Source organism: Pseudacidovorax intermedius, assembly GCF_003350475.1.
GTDB classification, from domain to species: domain Bacteria; phylum Pseudomonadota; class Gammaproteobacteria; order Burkholderiales; family Burkholderiaceae_C; genus Xenophilus; species Xenophilus intermedius.
Genome location: NZ_QQAV01000008.1, coordinates 96,507 through 121,033 on the forward strand (window position 1 = coordinate 96,507; position 24,527 = coordinate 121,033).

19 protein-coding genes are annotated in these 24,527 nt (G+C 67.8%); 8 read left to right on the forward strand and 11 right to left on the reverse strand.

All coding sequences use genetic code 11. The features are described 5' to 3' along the window. The 10 genes from DFR41_RS18810 to DFR41_RS18855 all read right to left on the reverse strand — a co-directional run. The coding region (locus DFR41_RS18810) for an RHS repeat-associated core domain-containing protein (protein ID WP_244917800.1) at nt 1-736 on the reverse strand (736 nt) is incomplete at its 3' end. Between the two features lie 128 nt (nt 737-864). Continuing rightward, the gene (locus DFR41_RS28280; RefSeq protein ID WP_114803873.1) at nt 865-1,323 is read right to left on the reverse strand and encodes an Imm50 family immunity protein; all 459 of its coding nucleotides are present in this window, start codon (nt 1,321-1,323) and stop codon (nt 865-867) included. Continuing rightward, on the reverse strand, nt 1,253-6,301 hold the full coding sequence (locus DFR41_RS18820; protein WP_211322625.1) for an RHS repeat-associated core domain-containing protein: 5,049 nt from the start codon (nt 6,299-6,301) through the stop codon (nt 1,253-1,255). The genes DFR41_RS28280 and DFR41_RS18820 overlap by 71 nt, the downstream gene beginning before the upstream one ends. Nucleotides 6,302-6,398: 97 nt before the next feature. Next, on the reverse strand, nt 6,399-9,482 hold the full coding sequence (locus DFR41_RS18825) for a type VI secretion system Vgr family protein (protein ID WP_114803874.1): 3,084 nt from the start codon (nt 9,480-9,482) through the stop codon (nt 6,399-6,401). 375 nt (nt 9,483-9,857) lie between these two features. Continuing rightward, complete coding sequence (locus DFR41_RS18830) at nt 9,858-11,369, reverse strand: tripartite tricarboxylate transporter permease (protein WP_114803875.1); 1,512 nt, start codon at nt 11,367-11,369, stop codon at nt 9,858-9,860. Between the two features lie 37 nt (nt 11,370-11,406). Then, the gene (locus tag DFR41_RS18835) at nt 11,407-11,892 is read right to left on the reverse strand and encodes a tripartite tricarboxylate transporter TctB family protein (RefSeq protein ID WP_058640861.1); all 486 of its coding nucleotides are present in this window, start codon (nt 11,890-11,892) and stop codon (nt 11,407-11,409) included. Nucleotides 11,893-12,037: 145 nt separating this feature from the next. Further along, nucleotides 12,038-13,405 (reverse strand): HAMP domain-containing sensor histidine kinase, encoded by a 1,368-nt coding sequence (locus tag DFR41_RS18840; RefSeq protein WP_114803876.1) that lies wholly within the window; start codon nt 13,403-13,405, stop codon nt 12,038-12,040. Then, nucleotides 13,405-14,121: a response regulator transcription factor gene (locus DFR41_RS18845; protein ID WP_017758952.1), complete on the reverse strand. Its 717-nt coding sequence runs from the start codon at nt 14,119-14,121 to the stop codon at nt 13,405-13,407. Before DFR41_RS18845 ends, DFR41_RS18840 begins: the two co-directional genes overlap by 1 nt. Continuing rightward, complete coding sequence (recJ, locus tag DFR41_RS18850; protein WP_114803877.1) at nt 14,118-15,869, reverse strand: single-stranded-DNA-specific exonuclease RecJ; 1,752 nt, start codon at nt 15,867-15,869, stop codon at nt 14,118-14,120. Before recJ ends, DFR41_RS18845 begins: the two co-directional genes overlap by 4 nt. After that, nucleotides 15,866-16,801, reverse strand: a complete 936-nt coding sequence (locus tag DFR41_RS18855) for a hypothetical protein (protein ID WP_244917802.1) — start codon at nt 16,799-16,801, stop codon at nt 15,866-15,868. The genes recJ and DFR41_RS18855 overlap by 4 nt, the downstream gene beginning before the upstream one ends. A gap of 144 nt (nt 16,802-16,945) precedes the next feature. Between DFR41_RS18855 and DFR41_RS18860 the strand changes: the two genes are divergently transcribed. The 6 genes from DFR41_RS18860 to DFR41_RS18885 all read left to right on the forward strand — a co-directional run bounded on the left by DFR41_RS18860 (nt 16,946) and on the right by DFR41_RS18885 (nt 21,165). Beyond that, nucleotides 16,946-18,202, forward strand: a complete 1,257-nt coding sequence (locus DFR41_RS18860; protein ID WP_114803879.1) for a lipoprotein-releasing ABC transporter permease subunit — start codon at nt 16,946-16,948, stop codon at nt 18,200-18,202. Further along, a complete protein-coding gene (lolD, locus tag DFR41_RS18865) occupies nt 18,195-18,959 on the forward strand; it encodes a lipoprotein-releasing ABC transporter ATP-binding protein LolD (protein WP_114803880.1) in 765 nt (254 codons plus the stop codon). Before DFR41_RS18860 ends, lolD begins: the two co-directional genes overlap by 8 nt. Before the next feature lie 458 nt (nt 18,960-19,417). Continuing rightward, the gene (locus DFR41_RS18870) at nt 19,418-19,858 is read left to right on the forward strand and encodes a DUF2778 domain-containing protein (RefSeq protein WP_231394401.1); all 441 of its coding nucleotides are present in this window, start codon (nt 19,418-19,420) and stop codon (nt 19,856-19,858) included. A 113-nt stretch (nt 19,859-19,971) separates the two neighbouring features. After that, nucleotides 19,972-20,127, forward strand: a complete 156-nt coding sequence (locus DFR41_RS27760; RefSeq protein ID WP_017758862.1) for a hypothetical protein — start codon at nt 19,972-19,974, stop codon at nt 20,125-20,127. Between the two features lie 66 nt (nt 20,128-20,193). After that, nucleotides 20,194-20,670, forward strand: coding sequence for an Hcp family type VI secretion system effector (locus DFR41_RS18880; RefSeq protein WP_017758863.1), 477 nt, complete (start codon nt 20,194-20,196; stop codon nt 20,668-20,670). Between the two features lie 78 nt (nt 20,671-20,748). Beyond that, nucleotides 20,749-21,165, forward strand: coding sequence for a type II toxin-antitoxin system HicB family antitoxin (locus DFR41_RS18885; RefSeq protein ID WP_114803882.1), 417 nt, complete (start codon nt 20,749-20,751; stop codon nt 21,163-21,165). Nucleotides 21,166-21,170: 5 nt separating this feature from the next. Here the strand turns inward: DFR41_RS18885 and DFR41_RS18890 are convergent, their stop codons facing one another. Then, entirely contained in the window at nt 21,171-22,076 is a 906-nt protein-coding gene (locus DFR41_RS18890; protein WP_114803883.1) for a LysR family transcriptional regulator, read from the reverse strand. Nucleotides 22,077-22,167: 91 nt separating this feature from the next. Here DFR41_RS18890 and DFR41_RS18895 point away from each other — a divergent pair, with 91 nt between their 5' ends. Both DFR41_RS18895 and DFR41_RS18900 read left to right on the forward strand, forming a co-directional pair. Then, nucleotides 22,168-23,502: an arylsulfatase gene (locus DFR41_RS18895; RefSeq protein WP_114803884.1), complete on the forward strand. Its 1,335-nt coding sequence runs from the start codon at nt 22,168-22,170 to the stop codon at nt 23,500-23,502. A gap of 35 nt (nt 23,503-23,537) precedes the next feature. After that, entirely contained in the window at nt 23,538-24,509 is a 972-nt protein-coding gene (locus DFR41_RS18900; RefSeq protein ID WP_114803885.1) for a Bug family tripartite tricarboxylate transporter substrate binding protein, read from the forward strand. The last annotated feature ends 18 nt before the right edge of the window (nt 24,510-24,527 follow it).

Below are 24,527 nucleotides of genomic sequence, written 5' to 3' on the forward strand. Positions count from 1 at the left end.
TCGGATTCGGCGCATAAGCATGGGTATTGACCCCACCGAGCAACCCAATCGGATCACGTGATACGAACCGCCCCGAATGCGGGTCATAGTACCGATACCGGTTGTAGTGCAGCCCCGACTCCTCGTCAAAGTACTGCCCCTGGAACCGTATGTGGTTGCATAACCCCGCCTTGCGCGCCGCCTCCTGAATCACGATGCTCGCCTGTCCCCACGCCCGGTAGTTCGCTTCCCAGGCGATCTCGCCTTGCTCGTCGGTCAGCGCCTGGGGCGTGCCCAGGTGGTCGCACTGGTAGTAGTACAGCCGCGTGAACGGCGCCTTCAGCTCGCCGTGCTCGTCCAGCCCCGGGTGCCAGCTGCCGTTGTGCAGCGGATCGCGCTCCATGTCGTAGCCGTCGGCGCCCTGGTATTCACCTGCCACGTCGTGCGGGCGCTGCAGCATGGCGCCCACCATGTCCACCATGGTGGTGGCCTGCAGCAGCGGCACGAAGCTGTGGGGCTCGTGCACGTAGTGCAGGGTCTGCAGGCGCACATAGTCGGTCTCCCAGGCCAGTTGGTCGCCGTCCCAGCCGTAGAGCACGCCGCCCAGACCTTCCTCCTTGGCGCGGCGGGCGTACTCGCTGGCGCCGTAGCGGCTGCCGGCCATGGGAGGCACATGAACGATGGGTTCACTGAACTTGCCCAGGCGCCGCCCGAGTGGGTCGTACCAGTAGCGCGTGCGTACGGTGCCGTTGCGCACGACCTCTTCGAGTTCATTGGCGGCGTTCCAGCCGAAGCGGGTGACTTCGCCGTTGTGCGCATGCGAATCAAGTTAGCGTAGGGGCGCATCTCGCTTGGCCGCCAGGCCACTCAATTTTTTCTGCGGGCTTATGGATTGTTTAAGTAAGCCGACAATTTCTCGATTCTAATGTGCGACCCATGAATATCTGCAATGGAATCTCCCGTCACATTAATTTCAAATAAATTGTCGCGAACTTTATCTATTGCAATATTACAAATATTTCCTTCACCAAATTTTTCGACTCTTATTAAAGATAAAGGAAAAATCGATAGGTCGACTTGGATTGTATTAAACGCTCCCCATTTTGCTGGTGGCTTAGACGGAAATTCATGCAAATCAAATTTAAGTTGAACAATGGGTCCATTCCAATTGATGGTCAATTGATGCAAGCATATTTGATTAAAGCTTGGACTATATCCGTACAAATCACTTAAGATATTTATTTTCTCTATATGAAATGACATTGGGCCTCCATTACTCAAATGGGTAGTGCTTCTTTGTCCCAGGAACAGAGCCCGTTCGGGTGTTTTCGATCGGCCGGACATTGAAGTGCGCGCCCTGATCGCCAATACCGTTTTCACCGAACTTGTGTCCAGCGCCATGGTCCTGAATTACAACTTTACTATTATCTGAACGGGTAAATACGTATTCAGTAGTGTTAACCCTTTGCATCTCGCAGGTGCAATTTCTATCACTCAGCGGGACTTTTTGGGAGAAATCAGGATGTTGGCGCATCGGGATGCCGGCATCCCGTTTTGCTTGCCTAAATGCACCCCTCCTCCCTATCAGTCCCCAAGGATCAACCCACAACGTCGGATTCGGCGCATAAGCATGGGTATTGACCCCACCGAGCAACCCAATCGGATCACGTGATACGAACCGCCCCGAATGCGGGTCATAGTACCGATACCGGTTGTAGTGCAGCCCCGACTCCTCGTCAAAGTACTGCCCCTGGAACCGTATGTGGTTGCATAACCCCGCCTTGCGCGCCGCCTCCTGAATCACGATGCTCGCCTGTCCCCACGCCCGGTAGTTCGCTTCCCAGGCGATCTCGCCTTGCTCGTCGGTCAGCGCCTGGGGCGTGCCCAGGTGGTCGCACTGGTAGTAGTACAGCCGCGTGAACGGCGCCTTCAGCTCGCCGTGCTCGTCCAGCCCCGGGTGCCAGCTGCCGTTGTGCAGCGGATCGCGCTCCATGTCGTAGCCGTCAGCGCCCTGGTATTCACCCGCCACGTCGTGCGGGCGCTGCAGCATGGCGCCCACCATGTCCACCATGGTGGTGGCCTGCAGCAGCGGCACGAAGCTGTGGGGCTCGTGCACGTAGTGCAGGGTCTGCAGGCGCACATAGTCGGTCTCCCAGGCCAGTTGGTCGCCGTCCCAGCCGTAGAGCACGCCGCCCAGACCTTCCTCCTTGGCGCGGCGGGCGTACTCGCTGGCGCCGTAGCGGCTGCCGGCCATGGGAGGCACATGAACGATGGGTTCACTGAACTTGCCCAGGCGCCGCCCGAGTGGGTCGTACCAGTAGCGCGTGCGTACGGTGCCGTTGCGCACGACCTCTTCGAGTTCATTGGCGGCGTTCCAGCCGAAGCGGATGACCTCGCCGTTGTGGCGCCGCCGAATGAGGTTGCCACGGGCATCCCAGTCGTAGTGGGTGCCGGCGTAGTCCTTCAGGAGGTTGTCCAGGATGGGCGGCAGGCGCCGTGCGGCGGTCGCGGGGTCGAGGCGGGGGCTGGGCGCGGTGCTGAGGGCCAGGCCCTCGTCCTCGGGCTGAGGGGGAAGGTCCAGCATGTTGCTGGCGGGGTCGAAGGCAAAGACTTCCTCGCCCAGACGGCTGTGGGCCCGCAGCAGGCGGCCCACGGGGTCGTAGCGGTAGCTCAGGTTGCCGCGCAGGCTGTCGGCGATGCCGGTGAGCTGGCCGGCGGCGTCGTAGGTGTAGCGCCGCTGCAGGTTGAAGGCGCTCGCCGGGCCGTCCTGCCCGGGTGTGAGAGAGATCGGCAGGCGCTGCAGGCTGTCCGGGCGCTGGCCCAGGCGCTCGGCGCGGCTGAGCAGTTGGGCCTGCAGGCGCCCCGCGGGGTCGTACTGGCGCTGCTCGGCGATGCGGTTGGCCTGGGTGCGCCGGACCTCGCGGTGCAGGTCGTCGCGCTCGATCTGCAGCACTTCCAGCTCGTCGAGCATGAGCCCGTGCACGTGGCCGCTGCCGTAGGTCAGCCAGTCCAGCCGGTGGCCGTCCGGGCGCGTGGTGTGGATGCGGTGGCCCAGCGCGTCGTAGCGGTGGCGCCAGACGGCCGTGCGCGGCTGCGACAGGGGCTGGGCGTCGCGGCTCGTGCGGTGGTGCTGGTGCTCGGCCACCATGTTGCCCGCCGCGTCGTAGAACCACTGCAGGTGGATGTGGCTGTTGCGCGCGTCCACCAGGCGGCCGTTGCCGTCGTAGGCATAGGTGGCTTCGCGCACGCTGTCGGGGGTCTGCTGCAGGGGGCGGCCCTCGATGGGCTGGCCAACTTGGTTCTTGGGAAGGGCCCACAGGCTGGCGCGGCGCAAGGTGAGCCGGCCCACGGGATCGAAGCCCAGTTCTGTCAGCGCATCGGCCTCGCGCACCCAGGCCAGGGTGGTGCTGGCGCTGTCGTAGCCGTATTCGGTCACTGAGACATCGAAGTGCTCCTCCGCGCGCAGCCGCCCCAGGCGGTCGTAGCCGAAGCGATGCACGCGGCCGTTCTCGTTGCGCAGCGCCACCAGGCGGCCCAACCGGTCCCAGCTGTAGCCCAGCGTCTGGCCGGCCGCGTCGATGCGCTGGCCGATCAGCCCGGCCTCGTTCCATTCGTAGCGCGTCTCGCGCTGCAGCGCATCGCGGTGCAGCAGCAGCCGGCCCTCGGCGTCGTGCTCGTAGTGCTCGCGCGTGCCGTCGGGCAGCACGGTCTGCACGAGCTGGCCGCGCTCGTAGAGGTAGCGCGTGGTCTCGCCCGCGGCGTTGCGCGCCTCGATCAAGCGCCCGCGTGGGTCGTAGGCCCAGCGGCTGGTCTTGCCGGAGCAGTCGGTGTAGGCCACCAGCTGGCCGGCACTGTCGTAGGCCAGGGTCTTCTTGCCGCCCTTGGCATCGGTGATGGACACCGGCAGGCCGTGCGCGTTGTTCTCGTAGCGGGTGGTGTGGCCCAGCGGGTCGACTTCCTCCACGAGGTGCATGCCGTCGTAGGCACGACGCCAGGCGTGGCCTTCGCCGTCACGGATGCCGGTGAGGTTGTCCTGCGCGTCGTAGGCGAAGTGCACCACGCTGCCGTCGGGGCGGCTGTGGCGCACGAGGTTGCCGCGCGTGTCGTAGGCATAGTCATCGCAGCTGCCGTCGGCATGCAGGTGGCGGGTGATGTTGGCCTGCGCGTCGCGGAAGAACCATTCCTGGTGGCGGTAGAACAGGCCGTCAGCGCCTTGGATCTCGGGATGCACGACCCGGTAGACGTGGCCGCGGATGTCGAAGTAGTACTCGCGCTCGTAGCCCAGGGCGTCGATGACGGTGGTCAGACGGATATGGCGGTTGAAGACGACGGTGGTGTCGAAGCTGCCGTCGTCCGCATGCTCGCGCCAGGCTTTGGCGCGGGCGCTGTTGCCCGGCGTGATGGCGTGAGCGAATCCTTCTTCGTGCATCCAGTGCAGGTGGATGCCGCGGCCGGTGCGGTCGCTGTAGTGGCGCAGCAGGTGGGTGCTGGGCGATCGGTCCGCTCCGGGCTTTGCGGAGGTGGCCAGATAGTCGTAGGTCCAGCGCTGGCCGTCCTCGTCTTCGGCGGCCACCAAGTCGCTGCTGCCGTCGGGCTGCTCGGCGTAGGTGTAGGCGGCCAGCTGGCGCACTGCCTGGCCTTCCTGGACCAGCCAAACGCTGTGGATGCGGCCCTGTTCGTCGATGGCGGTGCACACGTGGCTGTCGCCGCTGGTGATGTCCGAGAGTTGGCCGCCTTCGTGGCGGTAGGCAAGTTCGGTGAGATGGCCGGCGCGGGTGCGCTGGCTCGTGAGGCGGTAGTGAACGGCACGCCCACGGGTGTGGGGCTGGCCATGGCGCAGGAACTGAGGCACAAGCTCGAAGGTCTCGACGAGGTCGCGGCCGTGGCTGAGGATGAGCAGGCCGTCGTTGCCACGGCTGAGGGTGAGGTCTTCGACGGCGTCATGGTGGCTCTGGCCGACGGTGCTGCCTGGGACTTCGCCAGGGCCGGCCAGGGCTGGGAAGGTGTGCGCGCGCCCATCGGCGGCCAGGTAGTGCAGGCGTCCGTCGGCGGACTGATCGATGCGCGTGGTGTAGGGCGTGGTCCAGCGCGCGCCCAGGTATGCGGGGGCAGCGGTCTTGCTGGCCGGCTCCCGCGGGTGGTCGAACGCGCCCAGGCGCGAGTAGTAGGTGCGCGCCCACACGATGGGCATGTGGCCGGGTAGTGCAAAGTCGGTGTGCACAACGGTTTCGCTGCCGGTCGCGAAGCTCAGCGAGTGGCCTGTGCCGCCTTGCGCGGCAGGGGCGCGGCCGCCGCCGGTGGCTTTGCAGCAGTTGGGGTCACCCTTGACAGGCGCCTGATGCCTGGTCGCTTCCAGCAAGCCATCGCCGCGCTTCTTTTCGCTCTTGGCGACGGTCCTGTGATTGATGGTGGGTGCACTGCCGATCTTGTGCTTGGTGAGGTAGCGCACCACCGCCTGCTTCAGTCGCGCCAGCAGCCAGGCAATGGACTTCTGCGTCTGGGCATTGGCCTGGGCCTTCAGCCGGGCCTTGAACTGGCTGCCCACGGCTGCGAGCTGGTCGGCGCTGTGGTTGAGCACTTGAGCCACATGCGTGTTACGCAAAGCCGCGCCGGCGACCTTGTTGACGGTCGTCCGTGCCGCGGCTTTGAGCGCGCCCCACGCGGCCGAAAAGACGTTGGCGTACTTGGACTGAGGGTCGTGCAAGGGCCTTTCGGCGGGCGGACCGACCTTGAAGACTTCGCCTGCCGCAATACGGCGCAGCCCATGACTCCAGCCATGGACCAGCGCTTCGCCCTTGTCGGCGCCTTGCTCCAGCATGCCCGAGAGCTTGGCGATGGCCCCGTCGATGTAGGTGTCGATCTCCCCAGCGATGCGCGCATTGAGATGGCCGATCAGCAGGCTGACGATGGCGTCGCCCAGGCCGCTGGCCGCGTGTTTGAGTTCCTGACGAACCAGATGCAGCGTAGGCCGCAGCCCCATGCGCGCCGCCGCCATCGACGGCGGCAGCGGGATGATGCCAATGAGGTTGATGCCCAGGCTCACCCAGTTGAAAAAGGTCTCGATCTCGTCGGCCGCCTTGTCGCGCACGAGGTGCACGATGTCGCACAGCACGTCCACCACCGCCATGATGTTGCCCACGATGGGCATCGAACCGGCCACGTTCTTGAGCACGTCGAGCGTGACGTAGCCGCCGCTGACATCCTGCAGCCACTTGTCGACCACCTGCGCGCCGCGGCTGACATCCTCCATGGCAACTTGGGTGAGTGGTACCACGGCGCTGACGCGCTCGGCTGCCTTGCGCTCGATTTCTTGGGGGGTCATGACTTGGAAACTCCCTGCGGGCGTCGTGGCCCGCTGTCTTGTTTTGCGTGGAATGAACAGCGGCAATGCCGCCGAGGCGCGCCGCGAAAGCTGGGGCTCAGAGGGCGGCGCGTGCCAGCGACACGCCCGGCGGCAGTTGGGCCATGCCGGCGGCTCGGCTGCCTACTGCTGCCAGCGCGCCCATCGCCGGTGCCGTGGCTTCACTGCCGAACACGGCCGTCGCCAGGGCACCGGCCTGCGCGACCGCGGTGTTGGACGGGGCGCTGCCAATGAACTTGCCGGCGGCACTTGTCGGTGCGGCGGCAGGTGATGACGATGCAGTCAAGCGGGCGCCTGCGGAACTTTGCGCCCCGGCCCCTGTGGCCGCGCGTTGCAGCAGGCCAGCCACCAGATCGTTGGTCACCGTTGCTTCTGCCATGGGCGACGCGCCCGTGTGCGCCTGCGCGGGCCATTCGGGTTTGCCGAAGTAGCTGCCCAGTGACCAGGGATCACTCGGATCCTTGCCGAAGCTCACCCGTGTGCCGCCGGGCGCCAGTCCGGCCACGGCGGCGAAGCCGCTGCCGTCGAGCGTGCCGCTTCTGACCTGGCCCAGCACATCGACCACCGCGTAGGTGGCGCTCTCGAGCCCACGACCGCTGGCGTACTGGTGGGTCAGTTCCAGCTGGCCCTTGCCAGGCTTGTTGCCCTCGGGCAGCGAGGAGCTGCCCTGCTGGCTGGGCCCCACCATCGAGTGGCTGGCCGCATGGCGCACGTCCGCGCCGCTGGTGCCGCTGTCGATGAGGCCGCTCTTGAATTGGGTGTAGCTGCCGCCGCCGAGGATGTTGAGCTGGGTCTTGGCCTCGATGTTGATCTTGTCGGCCTTGAGGGTGATCTCGTCCTTGGCGGCCATGTGGATGCATGCCATCAGCGCCTGGATCTCGATGTCGGCCTGCGCAGCCACCACCTGGATACCCTTCTGCGCCGCAAGGAGCTTGATGGCCTGCAGCGCCACGGCAAGCAGGCTGTCGCCGCTGACCACGCTGGTGTGCTTGCCGCTCGTGATGGCGGTGTGTTCGGCACTCGCCAAGTGCGTGCCGTGTTGACTGGTGGCGTGGATACCGGCGGGCGACGCCAGCAGCAGGTGCGGCGCTTCCAGCTCGGGAAATTCGCCCGCCGCGGGCTTGCCTTGTCCGCTGCCGCGTATGGCGTCGTTGTGTGCGCGCAGGGCGTTGGCGACCTCTTCTTGATCGCCCGCCTGCTGGCCCTTGTTCTTCTGCGCAATGTCGGCTGCGCTCTGATGCAGGTCGCGCGCCTGCGACAGCCGTTCCGTGGTCTCCCCCATGTCCTTGATGTGCCCCTGGGCCTTGGTCCGCGCCTCGGTGGTGATGAGCATGCCGCCGCCTGCACGCACAGCCGCCGGGCCGTCGGTGCGCAGCTCCAGGCCCTCGCCGCGCGGGTCCTTGCGGCCCTGGTTGTCCTCGATGCGGGTGATGCGGCCCAGGCTCAGGCTGGAGTGCTGGTGATCGCTCTTGAGCTGGGCCTGGATGCTGCCGGCCGTGTCATCCATCACCAGGTGGTTGCTGCGGCCTGCGGCGCTGTTGCCCCCGGCCTGGGTGAGCTCGCGGCTGCGAAAGCCGCTCAGGGCACTCTGCCCGGGCAGGCTCCAGGGCGGCAGGTTCAGCTGGTTGTGCACGCGCGCGGTGCAGATCGGCAGGTCAGGATCGCCGCCGAGGAATTCGACGATGACTTCCTGCCCGATGCGCGGGATGTGCACACCGCCCAGCTGATTGCCCGCCCATGGGCTGGACACGCGCACCCAGCAGCTGCTGTGCTGGTTCTCCCGGCCCTGCCGGTCCCAGGGAAACTGCACCTTGATGCGGCCGAGCTCGTCGGTCCACAGCTCCTGGCCCTCGGGGCCGACCACGCGGGCGGTCTGCGGGCCGTGCGTGTGGGGCTTGAGGCGGGTGAGGTCCGGCCGCAGTTGCTCGGTGACGGGGTGGGCGGTCAGGTCGACGTTCACGCGCCAACGTCGTTGGCGATCCGCCGCAGCGTTGGCCCGCTGGCTGTCCTGCCCCAGGTCCTCGATCAGCAGTTCGGTCTGCAGGATCAGGTACTCCGTGTTGGCGGCCTTCCTGGGATGGCGGCTCAGCGCGAAGGTGAAGCCGGGGACCATGCCGCGCAGGTTGCCGCTGGCGCGTGCACGGGCGCCGGCGGTGCGCAGTTGCTGCATGCGCAGGCGCGCAATGAGTTCGCCCTCGGCGCGCGGGTCGTTGGGTCCGACACCGGCACTGGGCTGGGCATAGTGGCTGCCACCCAGGGAAGCGTGCCAAGCATAGACCTCCGCGTCGGCCTGGCCGGTGGGGCGCGGGTCGCGCCGGCTGACGTCGAGCTTGGCCTTGGGCCGCGTGTAGTCGTAGTCGCGGCTGGTGTAGCGCCCGCTGGTGACGCGGCTGGCCGGCACGAAGGCGTGGAGGTATTCGGCATCCACCTTCCAGCCGGGCGGGTGGTACTCGACGCTACGGTAGGCCGCGCTGGGCGTGGGCCCGAAGGCGCCCAGGTGGTCCGAGAGCACCAGGCGGTGCGCGCCCTGCTCATGCTCGAAGTGGTAGTTGATGCCCCATTCCTGGCACAGCCGCTCGAAGAAGGCGAAGTCGCTCTCGTTGAACTGGGTCTGGTAGTCGCGCTTCGGCAGGGGCTCGATCAGGCGCTTGACGACGGGGAAGGGATAGTCGGCCAGCACGGCATCGAGGATGTCGACGGCGGTGGCGTTCTGGAAGATGCGGCAGTCGCTGTTGAGGGTGGCCAGGTGCAGCCAGGGCTGCAGGCGCAGGCGGTACTGCAGGTGGCGGCCTTCTTCGCCGAGCAGTTCGGCTTCGGTGATGAGGGCGTTGATCTGGCGGGTGCCTGCGCCGATGTGGTCCACGGCCGGGCCGACGGCACCAGGCGCAAAGTAGCCCGCGCCGTCGAGTTCGATCTCGCAATGGATCTCGCGGCCGACGAAGCTGTCCAGGTCGAGGTTGGCGCCGACCTCCGCCGTGACGGCAGACGACAGGCCTTCGGGCGTCTGCAGGATCAACTCGTAGTCGAAGAGCACGTTGACGCCTTCGCGCCCGGCCAGGCGCACGGGGTGCAGCAGCGGCTTGCCGGCATAGACGGGCAGCACGGGCGAACTCACCCGCAGCGTGTGTGACAGCGTGGACATGAAACCTCTCCCTGACATGCCGCGCCTCGGCTTGAGCGGGGCGGCGCGCCGAGGGTAAGGGCGAGGCTTTGCAGTCCACGAAGCTCAACGCGCGGAAAAGAAACTTTCAGCGGAAAACCGTGCACTATTGCCGGCTTGCTCTGGAGGCTCAGGACGCAGCTTCCAAAAAAAAACGGCCTCGCAAGGAGGCCGAAAAATCTGGGACAGGGAGATCACGATGCGTGAACGTCGGGTCACAACCGACGAAGCCCGGAGCGGAGTCAATGTAGTCGCACTGTCCTGAATGCGCCTGCGACATCTTTCACCAGATTCGCTTCTGTGCGTCGTCTTTCTGACTCGTGCCGGGGCCGCAAGGCCTGCGGCAGTCGAACTGACTCACTCTTCGACGAAGGCCTCTTCCCGTTTGGCCTTCACCGCCGGCAGCAGCACGATCACCAGCAGCAGGGCGGAGGCCGCCAGCAGTCCCGCCGAGATGGGCCGCGTGACCAGCACGCCCCAGTCGCCGCGCGACAGCAGCAGGGCGCGGCGCAGGTTCTCTTCCATCATCGGCCCCAGGATGAAGCCGAGCAGCAGCGGCGCGGGCTCGCACTTGAGCTTGAGGAAGGCATAGCCCACCACGCCGAACACGGCCACCATCCAGACGTCGAAGGTGTTGTTGTTCTCCGAGTACACGCCCACCGCGCAGAACAGCACGATGGCGGGGAAGAGCCACTTGTACGGGATGGTCAGCAGCTTGATCCACACGCCGATCAGCGGCAGGTTCAGGATGATGAGCATCAGGTTGCCGATCCACATCGAGGCGATCAGACCCCAGAACAGTTCGGGGTTGCTGGTCATGACCTGCGGGCCCGGCTGGATGTTGTGGATGGTCATGGCACCGACCATCAGGGCCATCACCGGGTTGGGCGGGATGCCCAGCGTCAGCAGCGGAATGAACGAGGTCTGCGCACCGGCGTTGTTGGCCGACTCGGGGCCGGCCACGCCGCGGATGTTGCCCTTGCCGAAGGGCACCTCGCCCGGGGCGCGGCGCATCTTCTTCTCCAGCGTGTACGACGCGAAGGACGACAGCAGCGCGCCGCCGCCTGGCAGGATGCCCAGGGCCGAGCCCAGGGCCGTGCCGCGCAGCACCGCGGGCGTCATGCGCTTGAAGTCGGCGGCCGTGGGCCACAGGCCCTTGACCTTGGCCGTGAACACCTCGCGCTGCTCGGCCGGCTGCGACAGGTTGCCGATGATCTCGCCGTAGCCGAACACGCCCATGGCGATGGCGATGAAGCCGATGCCGTCGGTCAGTTCCGGAATGTCGAAGCTGTAGCGCGCCACGCCCGAGTTCACGTCCGTGCCCACCAGGCCCAGGGCCAGGCCCAGCAGGATCATGGTGATGGCCTTGAGCAGCGAGCCGGAGGCCAGCACCACGGCGCCGATCAGGCCGAGGATCATCAGGCTGAAGTACTCGGCCGGGCCGAACTTGAAGGCCAGCTCGGTCAGCGGCGGCGCGAAGGCGGCCAGGATGATGGTGCCCACGCAGCCCGCGAAGAAGGAGCCCAGGCCCGCGGCGGCCAGCGCCGGTCCGGCCCGTCCCTGCCGGGCCATCTGGTAGCCGTCGATCACCGTGACGACCGAGGATGACTCGCCCGGCAGGTTGACCAGGATGGCCGTGGTCGAGCCACCGTACTGCGCCCCGTAGTAGATGCCCGCCAGCATGATCAGCGCCGACACCGGCGGCAGCGCATAGGTGGCCGGCAGCAGCATGGCGATGGTGGCCACGGGGCCGATGCCCGGCAGCACCCCGATCAGCGTGCCCAGCAGGCAGCCGACGAAGGCGTAGACGAGGTTCTGAAAAGTGAAGGCGACGCCGAAGCCGATCGCCAGGTTGTTGAAGAGGTCCATGAGGCCCGTGTTCTTGTATGTCTCAGGGGAAAGGGGATCAGGCGATGAACGTGGGCCAGACCGGGAACTGCAGCTTGAGCGCGACGACGAAGGCCAGGTAGCTGCCCACCGCCAGGATGGTGGCCAGCACCAGCGAGGACTTCACGCTGAAGTGGTCGCCCGCCAGGTTGGCGATGAAGGTGAGCGCATAGATGGCCACGATCAGCCCCATGGGCGGAAGCCCGATGCTGGGCAGGCCGCCCAGCAGCACGCCGAAGGCCAGGTTGGCGCCGATGATGAAGATGAGCGGCCGCCAGGCGATGCGGCCGATGGGCTCGCCGTCCTCGGTGTCCACCGTCATCGCCTTGAGCGTGATCAGCGTGCCCATGATGGCGATGAGCACGCCGACGATGAGCGGAAAGTAGCCCGGGCCCATGCGGGCGCCGTCGCCCACCGTGTACGAGGTGGCGCCCCAGGCGAACGCCACGCCGAAGGCGCAGAACAGCGCGCCCGAAAAGAAATCTCTCTGACTCTTGATCTTCACCCTGCAGGTCTCCTTGATCGTTGATGGCATCCGCGGACGGCGGAGGGTCCGCCGCAGCCGGGCGGGAAGCGGGCGCGATCGTAGGAAAGGGGGCGTGCGCCGTGGGTTACCGGAACATTGCCATTCGGCAATGTGGGGCGCGGCGTCAGGTGGGCGGCAGCGGTAGCACGAGGCGCATGCGCAGCCCCGGCGCCGCATCCTCGGCCTGCAGGCTGCCGCCATGCAGGGCGGCGACGGCGCGCACGTTGGCCAGGCCCAGGCCGTGGCCCGGCAGCTCGGGCTGCAGGCGGGTGAAGCGCTCGCCGATGCGGGCCAGGTCGGCCTCGGGCACGCCGGGGCCGTCGTCCTGCACCTCGACCGCCGCCTGACAGGCGGCCATCGACGTGCCGAGGCGCACGGTGCAGCCGGGGCCGCCGTACTTCAGCGCGTTGTCGACCAGGTTGACGATGGCGCCGGCCAGCAGGTCGCGGTCGCCGTCCACCCAGGCTTCTTCTGCGGGTTCGCGCAGCAGCTGGGCGCCCTGGTTGTCCGCCACCGCCTCGTACAGCTCCGCCACGTCGTCGGCGATGGTGTGCAGGGCCACGGGCGCGAAGGCGCGGCGGCGGGCGCCGGCCTCGGCCTCGGCGATTTGCAGCAGCTTCTGGAAGACGGTGCCCAGCTCCTGCAGTTCGTGCACGGCGCGGTCGATGGCATCGCGGCGCGCGGCGTCGCCGGTGCCCGGCGCCTGCGCCGCCTGCAGACCCAGCAGTGCGCGCGTGAGCGGCGTGCGCAGCTCGTGCGCGATGGTGTTGGAGACATGGCGCACGCCTTCCATCAGCGACTCGATGCGGTCCAGCATGGCGTTGATGTCCTGGCCCAGGTGCGCGAACTCGTCATCGCCGGAAGCCAGGTCCACCCGCTCGGCCAGCCGGCCTTCCTCCGCGATGCGGCCGGCCGTGCGGCGCACCCGGCCCACGGCCTGCTCCAGTTCCTGCCGGAAGACGAAGACGCCACCCACCAGCAGCAGCAGGGCGATCAGGCCCGCGGCGGCGCTGGCGCTGACGACCAGCGATTCGAGCGCCTCCTGGTCGCCCAGGTCGTGGCCGACGACCAGCAGCGCGTCACCCGGCAGCCGCCGCACCGCCAGATAGCCCGTGATGGCGCTGCCGCCGCGCAGGGCGCGCTGCTGGCCGTCGCGGTTGCTGGCGGCATCGGCGGGCGGCGCATCCAGGTTGCCGGCCAGGCGCGTGCCGTCGGGCTGCCACAGCCCGTAGAGCTCGGTGTCGGACTGCCGACCATCGGCCAGTGCGCGGCCGATGGCGGCGACGACGGCGTTCAGGCCCTCCTGCTCGGCGCGTGCCTGCATCTGCGTGGTGGTGGTGCCCACCTGTCGTGCGATGCGCTGGTGCAGCACGCCCACCGTCTGCAGGTAGACGATGGCCAGCGCGGCCATCATGGTGATGGTCACGAGCACGGCGTACTGGAAGGCGAGCCGGAAGCCCACCGAAGCCCACAGGCGGCGCCAGGCGCCCATCAGGCGGGAGACTCCCCGGGCTCTGGCGCCGCCAGGCGGTAGCCCACGCCGCGCTCGGTGTGGATCAGCGGCGGGCCGCCGGTGCCGTCGAGCTTGGTGCGCAGGCGGCTGATCTGCACGTCGATCACATTGGTCTGCGGGTCGAACTGGTAGTCCCACACGGCTTCGAGCAGCATGGTGCGGGTCATGACCTGGCCGGCGTTGAGCATCAGGCAGGCGAGCAGCCGGAACTCGCGCGGCTGCAGTGCCACCGGCTTGCCGCCGCGCTCGGCCTTGCGCGTGCCCAGGTCCAGCCGCAGGTCGGCCACCTGCAGCACGCGCTGCTCGGGGCCGGGCCGGGCGCGGCGCACCAGCGCCTCGGCGCGCGCCGCCAGTTCTGAGAAGGCGAAGGGCTTGGCCAGGTAGTCGTCGCCGCCGGCTTTGAGGCCGCGCACCCGCTCGTCGAGCGCGCTCAGGGCGCTGAGCACCAGCACCGGCGTGCGCAGGCCCAGGTTGCGCAGCGTGCCCAGGATGGCCAGCCCGTCGATGTTGTTGGGCAGCATGCGGTCGAGGATGACCAGGTCCCAGGCCTCGCCGGTGGCGCGGGCCAGCGCATCGGCACCGTCGCGGCTGATGGCGACCGTGTGGCCCATGCGGCGCAGGCCATCGGCGATGTAGCGGGCGTTGGCCTCGTCGTCCTCGACGAGCAGGCAGCGCCAGGGCAGGGTCTCGCTCATCGGGGCAGCTCGGCGCCTTCGACCATCAACCGCAGCCGGCGCACGCCCTGCCATTCGTCGGCGTCGAGCCGGAAGGCCAGGCGCACGCGGGGCGGCAGCGGCTCGGTCTGGCCGAACCAGATGCCGTCCACGGGTTGGCCGGCTAGGCGCAGCTTGAGCGACAGGTGCTTCTCGCCCACCAGCCGCTGCGAGACGACCTCGACCTCGTCGCTGAAGGTGGGCGGCGCGAAGCCCTGGCCCCAGACCTCGCGGTGCAGGGTGTCGACCAGTTCCACGCGCAGGTATTCGCGGTCGATGGGGCCGTCGGTCTCCAGCCGGCGCGTGAGCGTCGCGGCATCCAGCCATTCGGCCGCGACCTGGGCCAGGGCGCGTTCGAACACCGGGAACTGATCGCGCGCGATGGTGCAGCCGGCGGCCATCGCATGGCCGCCGAAGCGCAGCAGCACGCCGGGGTGGCGCTTGGCCACCAGATCGAGCGCATCGCGCAGGTGAAAGCCGGGGATCGAGCGGCCCGAGCCCTTGAGCTCGTGCGACTTGCCCTCTGCCCCGCTGGCCGCGAAGACGAACACCGGCCGGTGGTGCCGGTCCTTCAGGCGCGAGGCCACGATGCCCACCACGCCTTCATGGAACTCGGGGTCGAACACGCTGATGGCGGCGGGCATGCCGGCCTGTGCCTTGTCCTGCCCCTCCACCGCCTGCTGCATGCCGAACAGCGACTCGGCCAGCCGGATGGCCTGCTCGCGCATGCCGCCCTCGATGTCGCGCCGCTCCCGGTTGATGCCGTCGAGCAGCCTGGCCAGCTCGTCGGCGCGACCGGGGTCGTCGGTCAGCAGGCATTCGATGCCGAGCGTCATGTCGGCCAGCCGGCCGGCGGCGTTGATGCGCGGGCCGAGAGCAAAGCCGAAGTCGAAGGTGGTGGCCACCTCGGGCCGGCGGCCGGCGGCGCGGAAGAGGGCGGCCACGCCCGGCGGCATGGCACCGGCGCGGATGCGGCGCAGGCCCTGGGCCACCAGGCGGCGGTTGTTGGCGTCGAGGCGTACCACGTCGGCGACGGTGCCCAGGGCCACCAGCGGCAGCAGCGCGTCCAGCTTCGGCTGCTGGGCGCCAGCAGCGTTCCAGGCGCCGCGTGCGCGCAGCTCCGCGCGCAAAGCCAGCAACACATAGAACATCACGCCCACGCCGGCGATGCTCTTGCTCGCGAAGTCGCAGCCCGGCTGGTTGGGATTGACCAGCACGTCCGCCGCCGGCAACTCGGCGCCGGGCAGATGGTGGTCGGTCACCAGCACCGCGAGGCCGAGCGCGCGCGCGCGGGCCACGCCCTCCACGCTGGCGATGCCGTTGTCCACGGTCACCAGCAGGTCGGCACCGGTGGCGGCCACGCGCTCGGCGATGGGCGGCGTCAGGCCGTAGCCGTCGGTCACGCGGTCGGGCACCAGGTACTGCACCTGGCGCGCACCCAGCAGGCGCAGACCGCGGATGGCCACCGCACAGGCCGTGGCGCCGTCGCAGTCGTAGTCGGCCACCACGCAGATGCGGCGGTCGGCGGCGATGGCGTCGGCCAACAGGCGCGCCGCGGCATCGGCGCCGCGCAGGCCGGCGGGCGGCAGCAGGCGGGCCAGGCCGTCGTCCAGCTCGTCGGCCGAGGCCACGCCGCGCGCGGCATACAGGCGCGCCAGCAGCGGATGCAGGCCGGCCTGCTCCAGCGCCCAGGCCGTGCGGGGCGGCACGTCGCGGGGAATGATCTTCACAGCGACTCCAGCACGGTGGCGACGTCGGGCGTGCGCTGCAGCCAGCGCTGCAGCAGGCCGCGCTGGCCCTGGTAGCGACGGGCGGCGCGGTCGCCGCAGAGGGTGAGGGCGACGGCTTCGCCGGCTCGGCTGCGGGCCAGCCATTGCGCGATGGGACCGGCGTCGAGCGCGGCCCAGGCGGCGGCCCAGGCCTCGCCATGGTCGTCCAGTGCGGCCGGGCGCAGTCGCTCGTCCACGGCGGGCTCGGCGGCCGGCGGATGCACGACCGCCGCGCGTCCGGTGCCGCTGAACCACAGCGAGTTGATCAGCAACTGGCGGCGATCGCCGCGTGCGTCATTCACCGGGTGGTTGTAGAGCAGCATCTGCATCTCGTTCTGCAGCCGCCGCAGCGTGCGGGCGCCGTCGGCCATGGGCAGCCAGGCCTCCAGCGGCTGGCCGATGGCGCGGTCCAGCGAGGCGGTGGGCAGCCCATCGAACACCGGGCCGCTGGCCAGCCAGGTGCCGGGCGCGTCGGTGGCGAAGAGATGGATCTCGTCCTCTTCGAAGAAAGGGCGCACGGCCGCCAGCAGGGCCTGCGATTCGGCCAGCTGCACGCCCAGGTGGGCCGGGTCGGTCAGCACCACCTCGCTCATGCCCGCTTGCCAGTGGCACAGCGTGACCCAGGCCCAGGCCTGGTCGGTGGCGCCGGGCAGGCCGGCGCGGCGGGCCGCCAGCGCGGCCCAGGCCAAGGTGCCGTCGGCGGCGGGCGGCAGGCCGAGCGCGGCGGCGCGGGCGCGCTCGTGCGGCGGGGTGAGGCTGTGCTCTTCCTGCACGTCGGCCGCGGCCTCGGGCAGGCGGGCGAGCAGGGCGGCCAGGTTGGGCAGCTTGAGGCCGGGCAGGGCCGCCTGGCACGCGGGCGTGCTCCGGCCCGCGAAGGGAATGATCAGATGCAAGGAGGAGGAAGGGGAATGCGCGTCGGCGGAAGGCGACATGCGCCGTATTGTCGCGTCCGACGCGGGGCCTCGCGGCGCAATGCCACAATGCCCGGCCCGGCTTCCCGGGGGCTTCCGGTGCCATGCGGCGCCGTCTTCGCATCCATGGCTCTTCCCTACGAACTGCAGCTCGGCTGGCGCTACACGCGTGCCGGCCGGGCCACCCGCCGCAACGGCTTCATCTCCTTCATCTCGGGCGTTTCGATGGCGGGCATCGCGCTGGGCGTGGCCGCGCTGATCATCGTGCTGTCGGTGATGAACGGCTTCCAGAAGGAAGTGCGCGACCGCATGCTGGGCGTGGTCTCGCACATCGAAATCTTCTCGCGCGACGGCCAGGCGCTGCAGGATCTGCAGCCCATCATGGACGCCGCCCGCAAGAACCCCGAGGTCATCGGTGCCGCCCCCTTCATCGCCAGCCAGGCGCTCATCGCCCGCGGCGAGGACATGAAGGGCGCACTCGTGCGCGGCATCGAGCCCAAGCTGGAGCCCGAGGTCACCGACTTCTCCAGCACCGCGCAGAAGGGCGCGCTCGACCGTCTGGTGCCAGGGCAGTTCGGCATCGTGCTGGGCGCCGAGCTGGCGCGCCAGCTCTATGTGCGCGACGGTGATCAGGTGACGCTGATCGCGCCCGGCGGCCAGGTCACGCCGGCCGGCGTGGTGCCGCGCCTCAAGCAGTTCACCGTGGTGGGCACCTTCGATTCGGGCCACTACGAGTACGACTCGGCGCTGGCCATGATCCACGAGCAGGACGCGGCCAAGGTCTTCCGCCTCGAAGGGCCCACGGGCATCCGCCTGAAGCTCAAGGACCTGAACCAGGCCCGCGAGGTCGCCGACGAACTGGCCAAGACGCTGCCGGGCCAGTTCCTCATCCGCGACTGGACGCGCCAGAACAAGACCTGGTTCTCGGCCGTGCAGGTCGAGAAACGCATGATGTTCATCATCCTCACGCTGATCGTGGCCGTGGCCGCCTTCAACCTGGTGAGCACGCTGGTGATGACAGTGACCGACAAGCGCGCCGACATCGCCATCCTGCGCACGCTGGGCGCGAGCCCCAAGAGCATCATGGGCATCTTCGTGGTCCAGGGCGCCATGGTGGGCGTGATCGGCACCTTTGCGGGCCTGGGGCTGGGCCTGCTGGTGGCCTACAACATCGACGTCATCGTGCCGGCCATCGAGCGGCTGCTGCACACGCACTTTTTGCCGCAGGACATCTACCTCATCAGCCGCATGCCCAGCGACCCGCAGCGCAGCGACATCATGCCCATCGCCATCATCTCCCTGGTGCTGGCCTTCGTGGCCACGCTCTACCCCAGCTGGCGCGCCAGCCGTGTGAACCCGGCGGAGGCCCTGCGCTATGAGTAAGGCCCCCACGCTTCCTGCTTCGCATGGTGCGCTGCCCCCCGAGGGGGCGCTGCCCGCCTTGGGGCGGCCCGGCGACGGGCACCCCGCCGTCGTGCTCAAGGCCCGCGGCCTGACCAAGCGCTTCCACGAAGGCCGCATCGACCTCACCGTGCTGCATGGCGTGGACCTGGACGTGCGCGCTGGCGAGACCATGGCCATCGTCGGCGCCTCCGGCTCGGGCAAGAGCACGCTGCTGCACCTGCTGGGCGGCCTCGATTCGCCCAGCAGCGGCACGGTGGAGCTCAAGAGCCAGCCCATGGGTCGGCTGGACGCGGCGGCCCAGGGCCGGCTGCGCAACCAGTACCTGGGCTTCGTCTACCAGTTCCACCATCTGCTGCCCGAGTTCAGCGCGCTGGACAACGTGGCCATGCCGCTGAAGATCCGCCGCGAAGCGCCCGAGAAGGCCGCCGAGGCCGCCCGCGCCACGCTGACGGCCGTGGGCCTGGGCCAGCGCCTGTCGCACCGGCCAGCGGAACTGTCCGGCGGCGAGCGCCAGCGCGTGGCCATCGCCCGCGCCCTGGTCACCCAGCCCGCCTGCGTGCTGGCCGACGAGCCCACCGGCAACCTGGACCGCAGCACGGCCGACACCGTGTTCGCGCTGATGCTGCAGCTGGCCCGCGAGCGCGGCACGGCGTTCGTGATGGTGACGCACGATGAAACGCTGGCGGCGCGGTGTGATCGTGTGCTGCGGTTGGTGCAGGGGCGGTTGGCGGACTGAGCGGCAACGGCGCCGGTCGCGCGCGCTGCAACGGGGACCTCGACGCCTGCTGATGCGCAGGTCGCACGCGCGGCTCAGCGGACCTTCGATCCGACGGGGTCGGCGGCGACGTGATCCCATCAATGAACGCCCGGAGAGGCGCCCGCTGCGTGCGTACCGAATGCGAGGAGTAGACGCTCTTACGCTCCCAGTCGCGCACGATGCAGGCGCGCCAGCTTAGGTGCTGCGTCCATCGGGGAGTGCCGTTCGATGTGGGGCCAACTGCGCCGGGTGCCACGGGGTAACGCGCGGCCGAGCTCACCGGCATTGCTCAGGGATTTTTTTGGGGAATTTTTAACGATCGCCTTCATTGCGGTGACCGACTCCGCTTCCGAAACGGCGCGGCATCGGAGAATCCATCGAGGGAGGACGACGTGCCAATAAATTGCAAATTCAAGCTTAACAGGCAGGACCTCTCGATGCTCGAATGTCCAGGCGTCGGAAACTTCCTGGCGTTCTCGGGAAGTGGAAAAGCGAAGAACGATCCTGATGCTGCTGATCAGCCCGGTGCTGGACCCTTGCCGCCCGGCCGTTACTACGTCACGGATCGAGGTGGCGGTGGAATATTCACGCACATTTTGGATGGGGCAAAGGATATCTGGGCAGATACGAATCGCTCAGCTTGGTTTGCGTTATACAGGGACGACGGCAAGATTGACGACGAGACTTTCGTGAACGGGGTACGCCGAAGTAATTTTCGTCTCCACCCGCATGGACGCTTTAATATCAGCGAAGGCTGTATTACCTTGGCAAGTCTAGGTGAGTTCAATAGGTTGAGGTCAGCTCTTCTGGAAACGGTTCCACTGATAATTCCGAGCGGCACGGGACGCGCTTACGGAATTATCGACGTCACCCAATAATGTCGAAGAATAAACCCGTTAGAAGGTGGGCCACCGTCTTTCTTGTCTTCCTGCCCGTATTTCTTGTAGGCTTGCTCGGTATAGCTTACTTTATCTACTCGAACGAATTTCGGATGGATGCTTGGCTTCGGTTCATTCATCACGTTGACGTGCTGGGCATATTCAGTCATTCAAGCGATGAAGACTTGGATGATGCCGTGTTTCTGTCCATCGGCTTTTTCTACGCGCCTGTCGCTGCTCTGCTGACGAAGGTCGTGCTCATGAGATGAAGATGAGCCTGTCCGCCGAAAATTACACGAACCGTCGATCTCTTGTACCAACTTCTGAGGTAACCCATGGCATCTGACATTTTTCTGAAGATCGACGGGATCACCGGAGAATCCCAGGACTCCAAGCATTTGGGGGAAATAGATATCACCGCCTGGAGTTGGTCGGTCCTTCAAGAAGGACGCATGATGGCTGGCTCGGGTGGAGGAGCGCCAAAGGCGACGGCCAACGATATGGAGCTTATCCACCAAATCGACAGGGCGTCACCGGGCTTGATGACGGCCTGCTTCATTGGGCGACGATTTCCTCAAGCGATATTGACTCTGAGGAAGGCTGGCGGCTTGCCTCTGGATTTCATGAAGATAACGCTGTCGGACGTTCTGATCACCAAGGTAAATCCGAGCGGCGGGGCAGGCGGTCATTTTGAGCAAATTCATCTGTCCTTTGCGAAGATCAAGCAGGAATATTTGATGCAAAACGCCAATGGTGGGAGCGCCGGCACCGTCGTCGGCAGCTTCGACATCAAAAACAATTTGGTAGCGTAGGCTTGCGCAGCGATTCGCACTTCAATTAGTTCGTGCGATCCATACCGGCGCCCAATAGAAGATTCAGAGGAGGCGACCGTGCTTTACCCTGTCTACGTCCACAAGGACAAGGACAGCGCTTTTGGCTTGACCTTTCCTGATCTGCCCGGCTGCTTCGCGGCCGCAGACGAGCCCGCCGGTATTCCCAGCGCAGCGCAGGAAGCCGTTGAGGTCCACTACGGCAACGACGCGGAGCCCATTACCGCGCCCACCGGCGCCGATCAGTGGGCGGGCAGCAAGGACTTCAAGGGCGGCTCCTGGATGCTGGTGGACATCGACCTCGCCAAGGTGCGCGACAAGGCCGTGCGTGTGAACGTGAGCATGTCTGAGGCCTTGTTGCAGCGCATCGATCAATACGCGAGTAAGCGCCGCATCTCGCGATCGGCATTCCTGGCTGCGGCCGCAGAGCATGAGATGGCCGAGCGCGCGAACCGACGGTGGACTCGGACGCGGTAAGCCACTCAGTCCCCCGCCTTGGCCCGTTCCAGCAACAACCCCCGCAGCGTCTCCATCAACGGCGACCACGCCGACCCCGGCCGCGACAGCAGCACCACCGCCCGCGGGATGCGCAGGGCCGCCACCGGCAACTGCGTGAAGCGCTCGGCCGGCGCCAGCTGCATCAGCGAGCGCGGCAAGAGCGTCACCAGGTCGGTGGCAGCCAGCACCGTCAGGTTCATCTCCGACGAGAAGGGCACCTCGACCACCACCTGCGGCGCGGGCAGCCCCTGCCGCGCGTAGACGGCCTCCACGGTGCGGTAGGCGAAGGAATGCTCGGGCCCGAGCATCCAGCCGTAGGCGGCGACGTCTTTCAGCATCGGCCGGGCGAGCCGTGTGAGCGGGTGACCGACCCGCACCAGCGGCAGCAGCGGATCGCTGTCGACCTTGGTGCGTTCGGCCGGCAGCGGCAGGCCTTCGTACGCGGGCACCAGGGCCAGGTCCAGCGTGCCGTCCTGCACCTGGGCGGCGAGGGCGTCGGAGCGGTCCACGCGCATCTTCACGCGCAGGCCGGGGCGCATGGCGAGCATGGGACCCAGCACGGCGGCCATGCGGTTGCCGCCGGTGGTGTCGGTCACGCCCAGGCGCAGCAGGCCGGCCTGGCGGGCGCGCATCTCGTCGGCCAGCAGTACCGTGTCGGCGTACTCGGCCTGCAGGCGGCGCATCTGCTCGGCCACCCGCAGGCCGGCCGAGGTCAGCCGCACGCCGCGCACGCTGCGCTCGAAGAGCTGCAGCCCGAACTCGCGCTCCACCCGCTGCATCGCCTTGGTGAGCGCCGACTGGGTCACGCCCTGCTCGTCCGCAGCGGCCGAGAGCTGGCCTTCACGGGCCACGGCGAGGAAGTAGCGGATGTCCTGGATCGAGAGATTCATTCCTGGCATTCATGGCAAGGCGGTGGAACGGGAATGCTAGAAGACGCCGCGCTGTCATAGATTGCGGGCCATCCAATCCCTTTTGCTTTCGATGGCCTCCCACGCTTCTCCCCACATCGTCCTCATCGTGGCCGACAACCTCGGCTGGGGCGAACTCGGCTGCTATGGCGGCGGCGCCCTGCGCGGCGCACCCACGCCGCGCATCGACGCGCTGGCCCGCCAGGGCCTGCTGCTGCAGAACTTCAACGTCGAGAGCGACTGCGTGCCGACGCGCTCGGCCCTCATGTCGGGCCGGCATCCGATCCGCACCGGCTGCCTGCAGTCGGTGCCGCCGGGCCTGCCGCAGGGCCTCACGCGCTGGGAGGTGACGCTGCCGCAGCTGCTGTCGCAGGTCGGCTATGCCACGGCCCACTTCGGCAAGTGGCACCTGGGCGATGTAGCCGGGCGCTTTCCGTCGGATCGCGGCTTCGACGAGTGGTACGGCATTCCGCGCACCACGGACGAAAGCCAGTTCACGTCCTCCGTCGGCTTCGACCCCAGCGTGGTCGACCTGCCCTACATCATGGAAGGCCGTGCCGGCGAGCCCTCGCGCGAGGTCAAGCTTTACGACCTGGAGGCGCGCCGCGGCATCGACGCCGACCTGGTGGACCGCTCCTGCGCCTTCATGCAGCGCCATGTGGCGGCGAACCGGCCCTTCTTTTTGTACCTGCCGCTGGTGCACCTGCACTTTCCGACGCTGCCGCATCCGGACTTTGCTGGCAGCACCGGCAATGGCGACTTTGCCGACTCCATGGCCGAGATGGACCACCGCGTGGGCCAGATCGTCGACGAGGTGGAGCGCCTGGGCATTGCCGACAACACCCTGTTCATCTTCTGCAGCGACAACGGCCCGGAGTTCCGCGCGCCCTACCGCGGCACGGCCGGCCCCTGGCGCGGGACATATCACACGGCCATGGAAGGCAGCCTGCGCGTGCCCTTCATCGCGCGCTGGCCGGGCCGCATCGAGCCGGGCCGCGTGAGCAATGAGATCGTGCACGTGACCGACCTCTTCACCACCCTGGCGGCCGTGGCCGGTGCCTCACTGCCGCAGGACCGGCCCATCGACGGCGTGGACCAGCGGGCCTTCTTCTTCGGCGAGCAGCCGAAGTCGGCGCGCGAGGGCTTTCTCTTCTACATCAAGCAGGAGTTGCGCGCGGCCAAGTGGCGCGACTGGAAGCTGCACTTCTACTGGGAGCCCGAGGTCAACCAGGGCCAGGGCAAGCTGGAGTCGCCCTACCTGTTCAACGTGACCCGAGACCCGAAGGAAGAGACCGATGTGCTGGTCTTCAACACCTGGGTCATGGGCCCGGTGCTGCGCATGATCCGCGACTTCAACGCCAGTGCGGCCGCGCATCCGCACACGCCACCCGGCCAGCTCGACCGCTGAGCACCACTCTTCGAACAACTCCCGGAAGCAAGCCCATGACCACCTCCACCACCCGCCGCCATCTGCTGCGCCTGTCGGCGCTCGCACTCTCCGCCATGGCCCTCGGCGCCCATGCCGAAGCGCCCTGGCCCGAAGCCAAGCCCATCACCTGGATCGTGGGCTTCGTGCCCGGCGGTTCGGTGGACGTGCTCACGCGCGCCTTCGCCAAGGCCGTGTCCGACCAGATCGGCCAGTCCATCGTGGTCGACAACGTGCCCGGTGCCTCGGGCGCACTGGCGCTGAAGCAGGCGGCGCGCGCCAAGGGCGACGGCTACACGCTGGTGACCGTGCCGGGGCCCGTGCTCTTCGGCCAGAAGCAGCCCGAGGTGGGCCGCGAGCTGCAGGCGGTGGGCCTGCTGTCGCAGGGCCCCATCGTGCTGGTGGGTGGCGCCTCGCTGCCTCAGGCCGACCTGAGCTCGCTGATCGCCGCGATGAAGAAGAACCCGCAGCAGTGGGACTACGCCAGCTCTGGCATCGGCACCGGCCAGCACCTGGCCGGCGAGCTGTTCAACCAGATGGCCGGCACGCAGATGCTGCATGTGCCGTACAAGGGCGGCGGCCAGGCGGTGGTGGACATCGTCGGCGGCCAGGTCAAGCTGGGCATGCTGGGCGTCACGCCCGTGCTGGCCCAGATCAAGGCCGGCCAGCTGCGCGCCTATGCGGTGACCACGCCCTACCGCATCCCCAGCCTGCCCAATGTGCCGACCATGAGCGAGGCCGGGCTCAAGGGCTACGAGGCCACGCAGTACTTCGCCGTCGCTGCGGCCAAGGGTGTGCCCGAGCCGGTGGTGGCGCGGCTCAATGCCGCCATCGCCAAGGCGGCCGAGAACCCGCAGGTGAAGGCGGCCCTGGAAGCCGGCGGCCAGCTGCCGGGGCACATGTCGCCCGCCGAGGCAGAGAAGTTCGTGCAGGACAGCCTGCGCAAGTTCGGCGACGTGGCGACCAAGGCCAAGATCGTCCTGAACTGAGTGGAGCGCGGTCGGGCT

What these genes read in the sequence shown, in the direction of transcription:
- lolD (WP_114803880.1), top strand. Translation starts at nt 18,195, where the DNA reads ATGAGTAAGGCCCCCACGCTTCCTGCTTCGCATGGTGCGCTGCCCCCC.
- DFR41_RS18890 (WP_114803883.1), bottom strand. Translation starts at nt 22,076, where the DNA reads ATGAATCTCTCGATCCAGGACATCCGCTACTTCCTCGCCGTGGCCCGT.
- DFR41_RS18830 (WP_114803875.1), bottom strand. Translation starts at nt 11,369, where the DNA reads ATGGACCTCTTCAACAACCTGGCGATCGGCTTCGGCGTCGCCTTCACT.
- DFR41_RS18880 (WP_017758863.1), top strand. Translation starts at nt 20,194, where the DNA reads ATGGCATCTGACATTTTTCTGAAGATCGACGGGATCACCGGAGAATCC.
- DFR41_RS18895 (WP_114803884.1), top strand. Translation starts at nt 22,168, where the DNA reads ATGGCCTCCCACGCTTCTCCCCACATCGTCCTCATCGTGGCCGACAAC.
- DFR41_RS18845 (WP_017758952.1), bottom strand. Translation starts at nt 14,121, where the DNA reads ATGAGCGAGACCCTGCCCTGGCGCTGCCTGCTCGTCGAGGACGACGAG.
- DFR41_RS18860 (WP_114803879.1), top strand. Translation starts at nt 16,946, where the DNA reads ATGGCTCTTCCCTACGAACTGCAGCTCGGCTGGCGCTACACGCGTGCC.
- DFR41_RS18825 (WP_114803874.1), bottom strand. Translation starts at nt 9,482, where the DNA reads ATGTCCACGCTGTCACACACGCTGCGGGTGAGTTCGCCCGTGCTGCCC.
- DFR41_RS18820 (WP_211322625.1), bottom strand. Translation starts at nt 6,301, where the DNA reads ATGACCCCCCAAGAAATCGAGCGCAAGGCAGCCGAGCGCGTCAGCGCC.
- DFR41_RS18900 (WP_114803885.1), top strand. Translation starts at nt 23,538, where the DNA reads ATGACCACCTCCACCACCCGCCGCCATCTGCTGCGCCTGTCGGCGCTC.
- DFR41_RS18870 (WP_231394401.1), top strand. Translation starts at nt 19,418, where the DNA reads ATGCTCGAATGTCCAGGCGTCGGAAACTTCCTGGCGTTCTCGGGAAGT.
- DFR41_RS27760 (WP_017758862.1), top strand. Translation starts at nt 19,972, where the DNA reads ATGGATGCTTGGCTTCGGTTCATTCATCACGTTGACGTGCTGGGCATA.
- DFR41_RS28280 (WP_114803873.1), bottom strand. Translation starts at nt 1,323, where the DNA reads ATGTCCGGCCGATCGAAAACACCCGAACGGGCTCTGTTCCTGGGACAA.
- DFR41_RS18840 (WP_114803876.1), bottom strand. Translation starts at nt 13,405, where the DNA reads ATGGGCGCCTGGCGCCGCCTGTGGGCTTCGGTGGGCTTCCGGCTCGCC.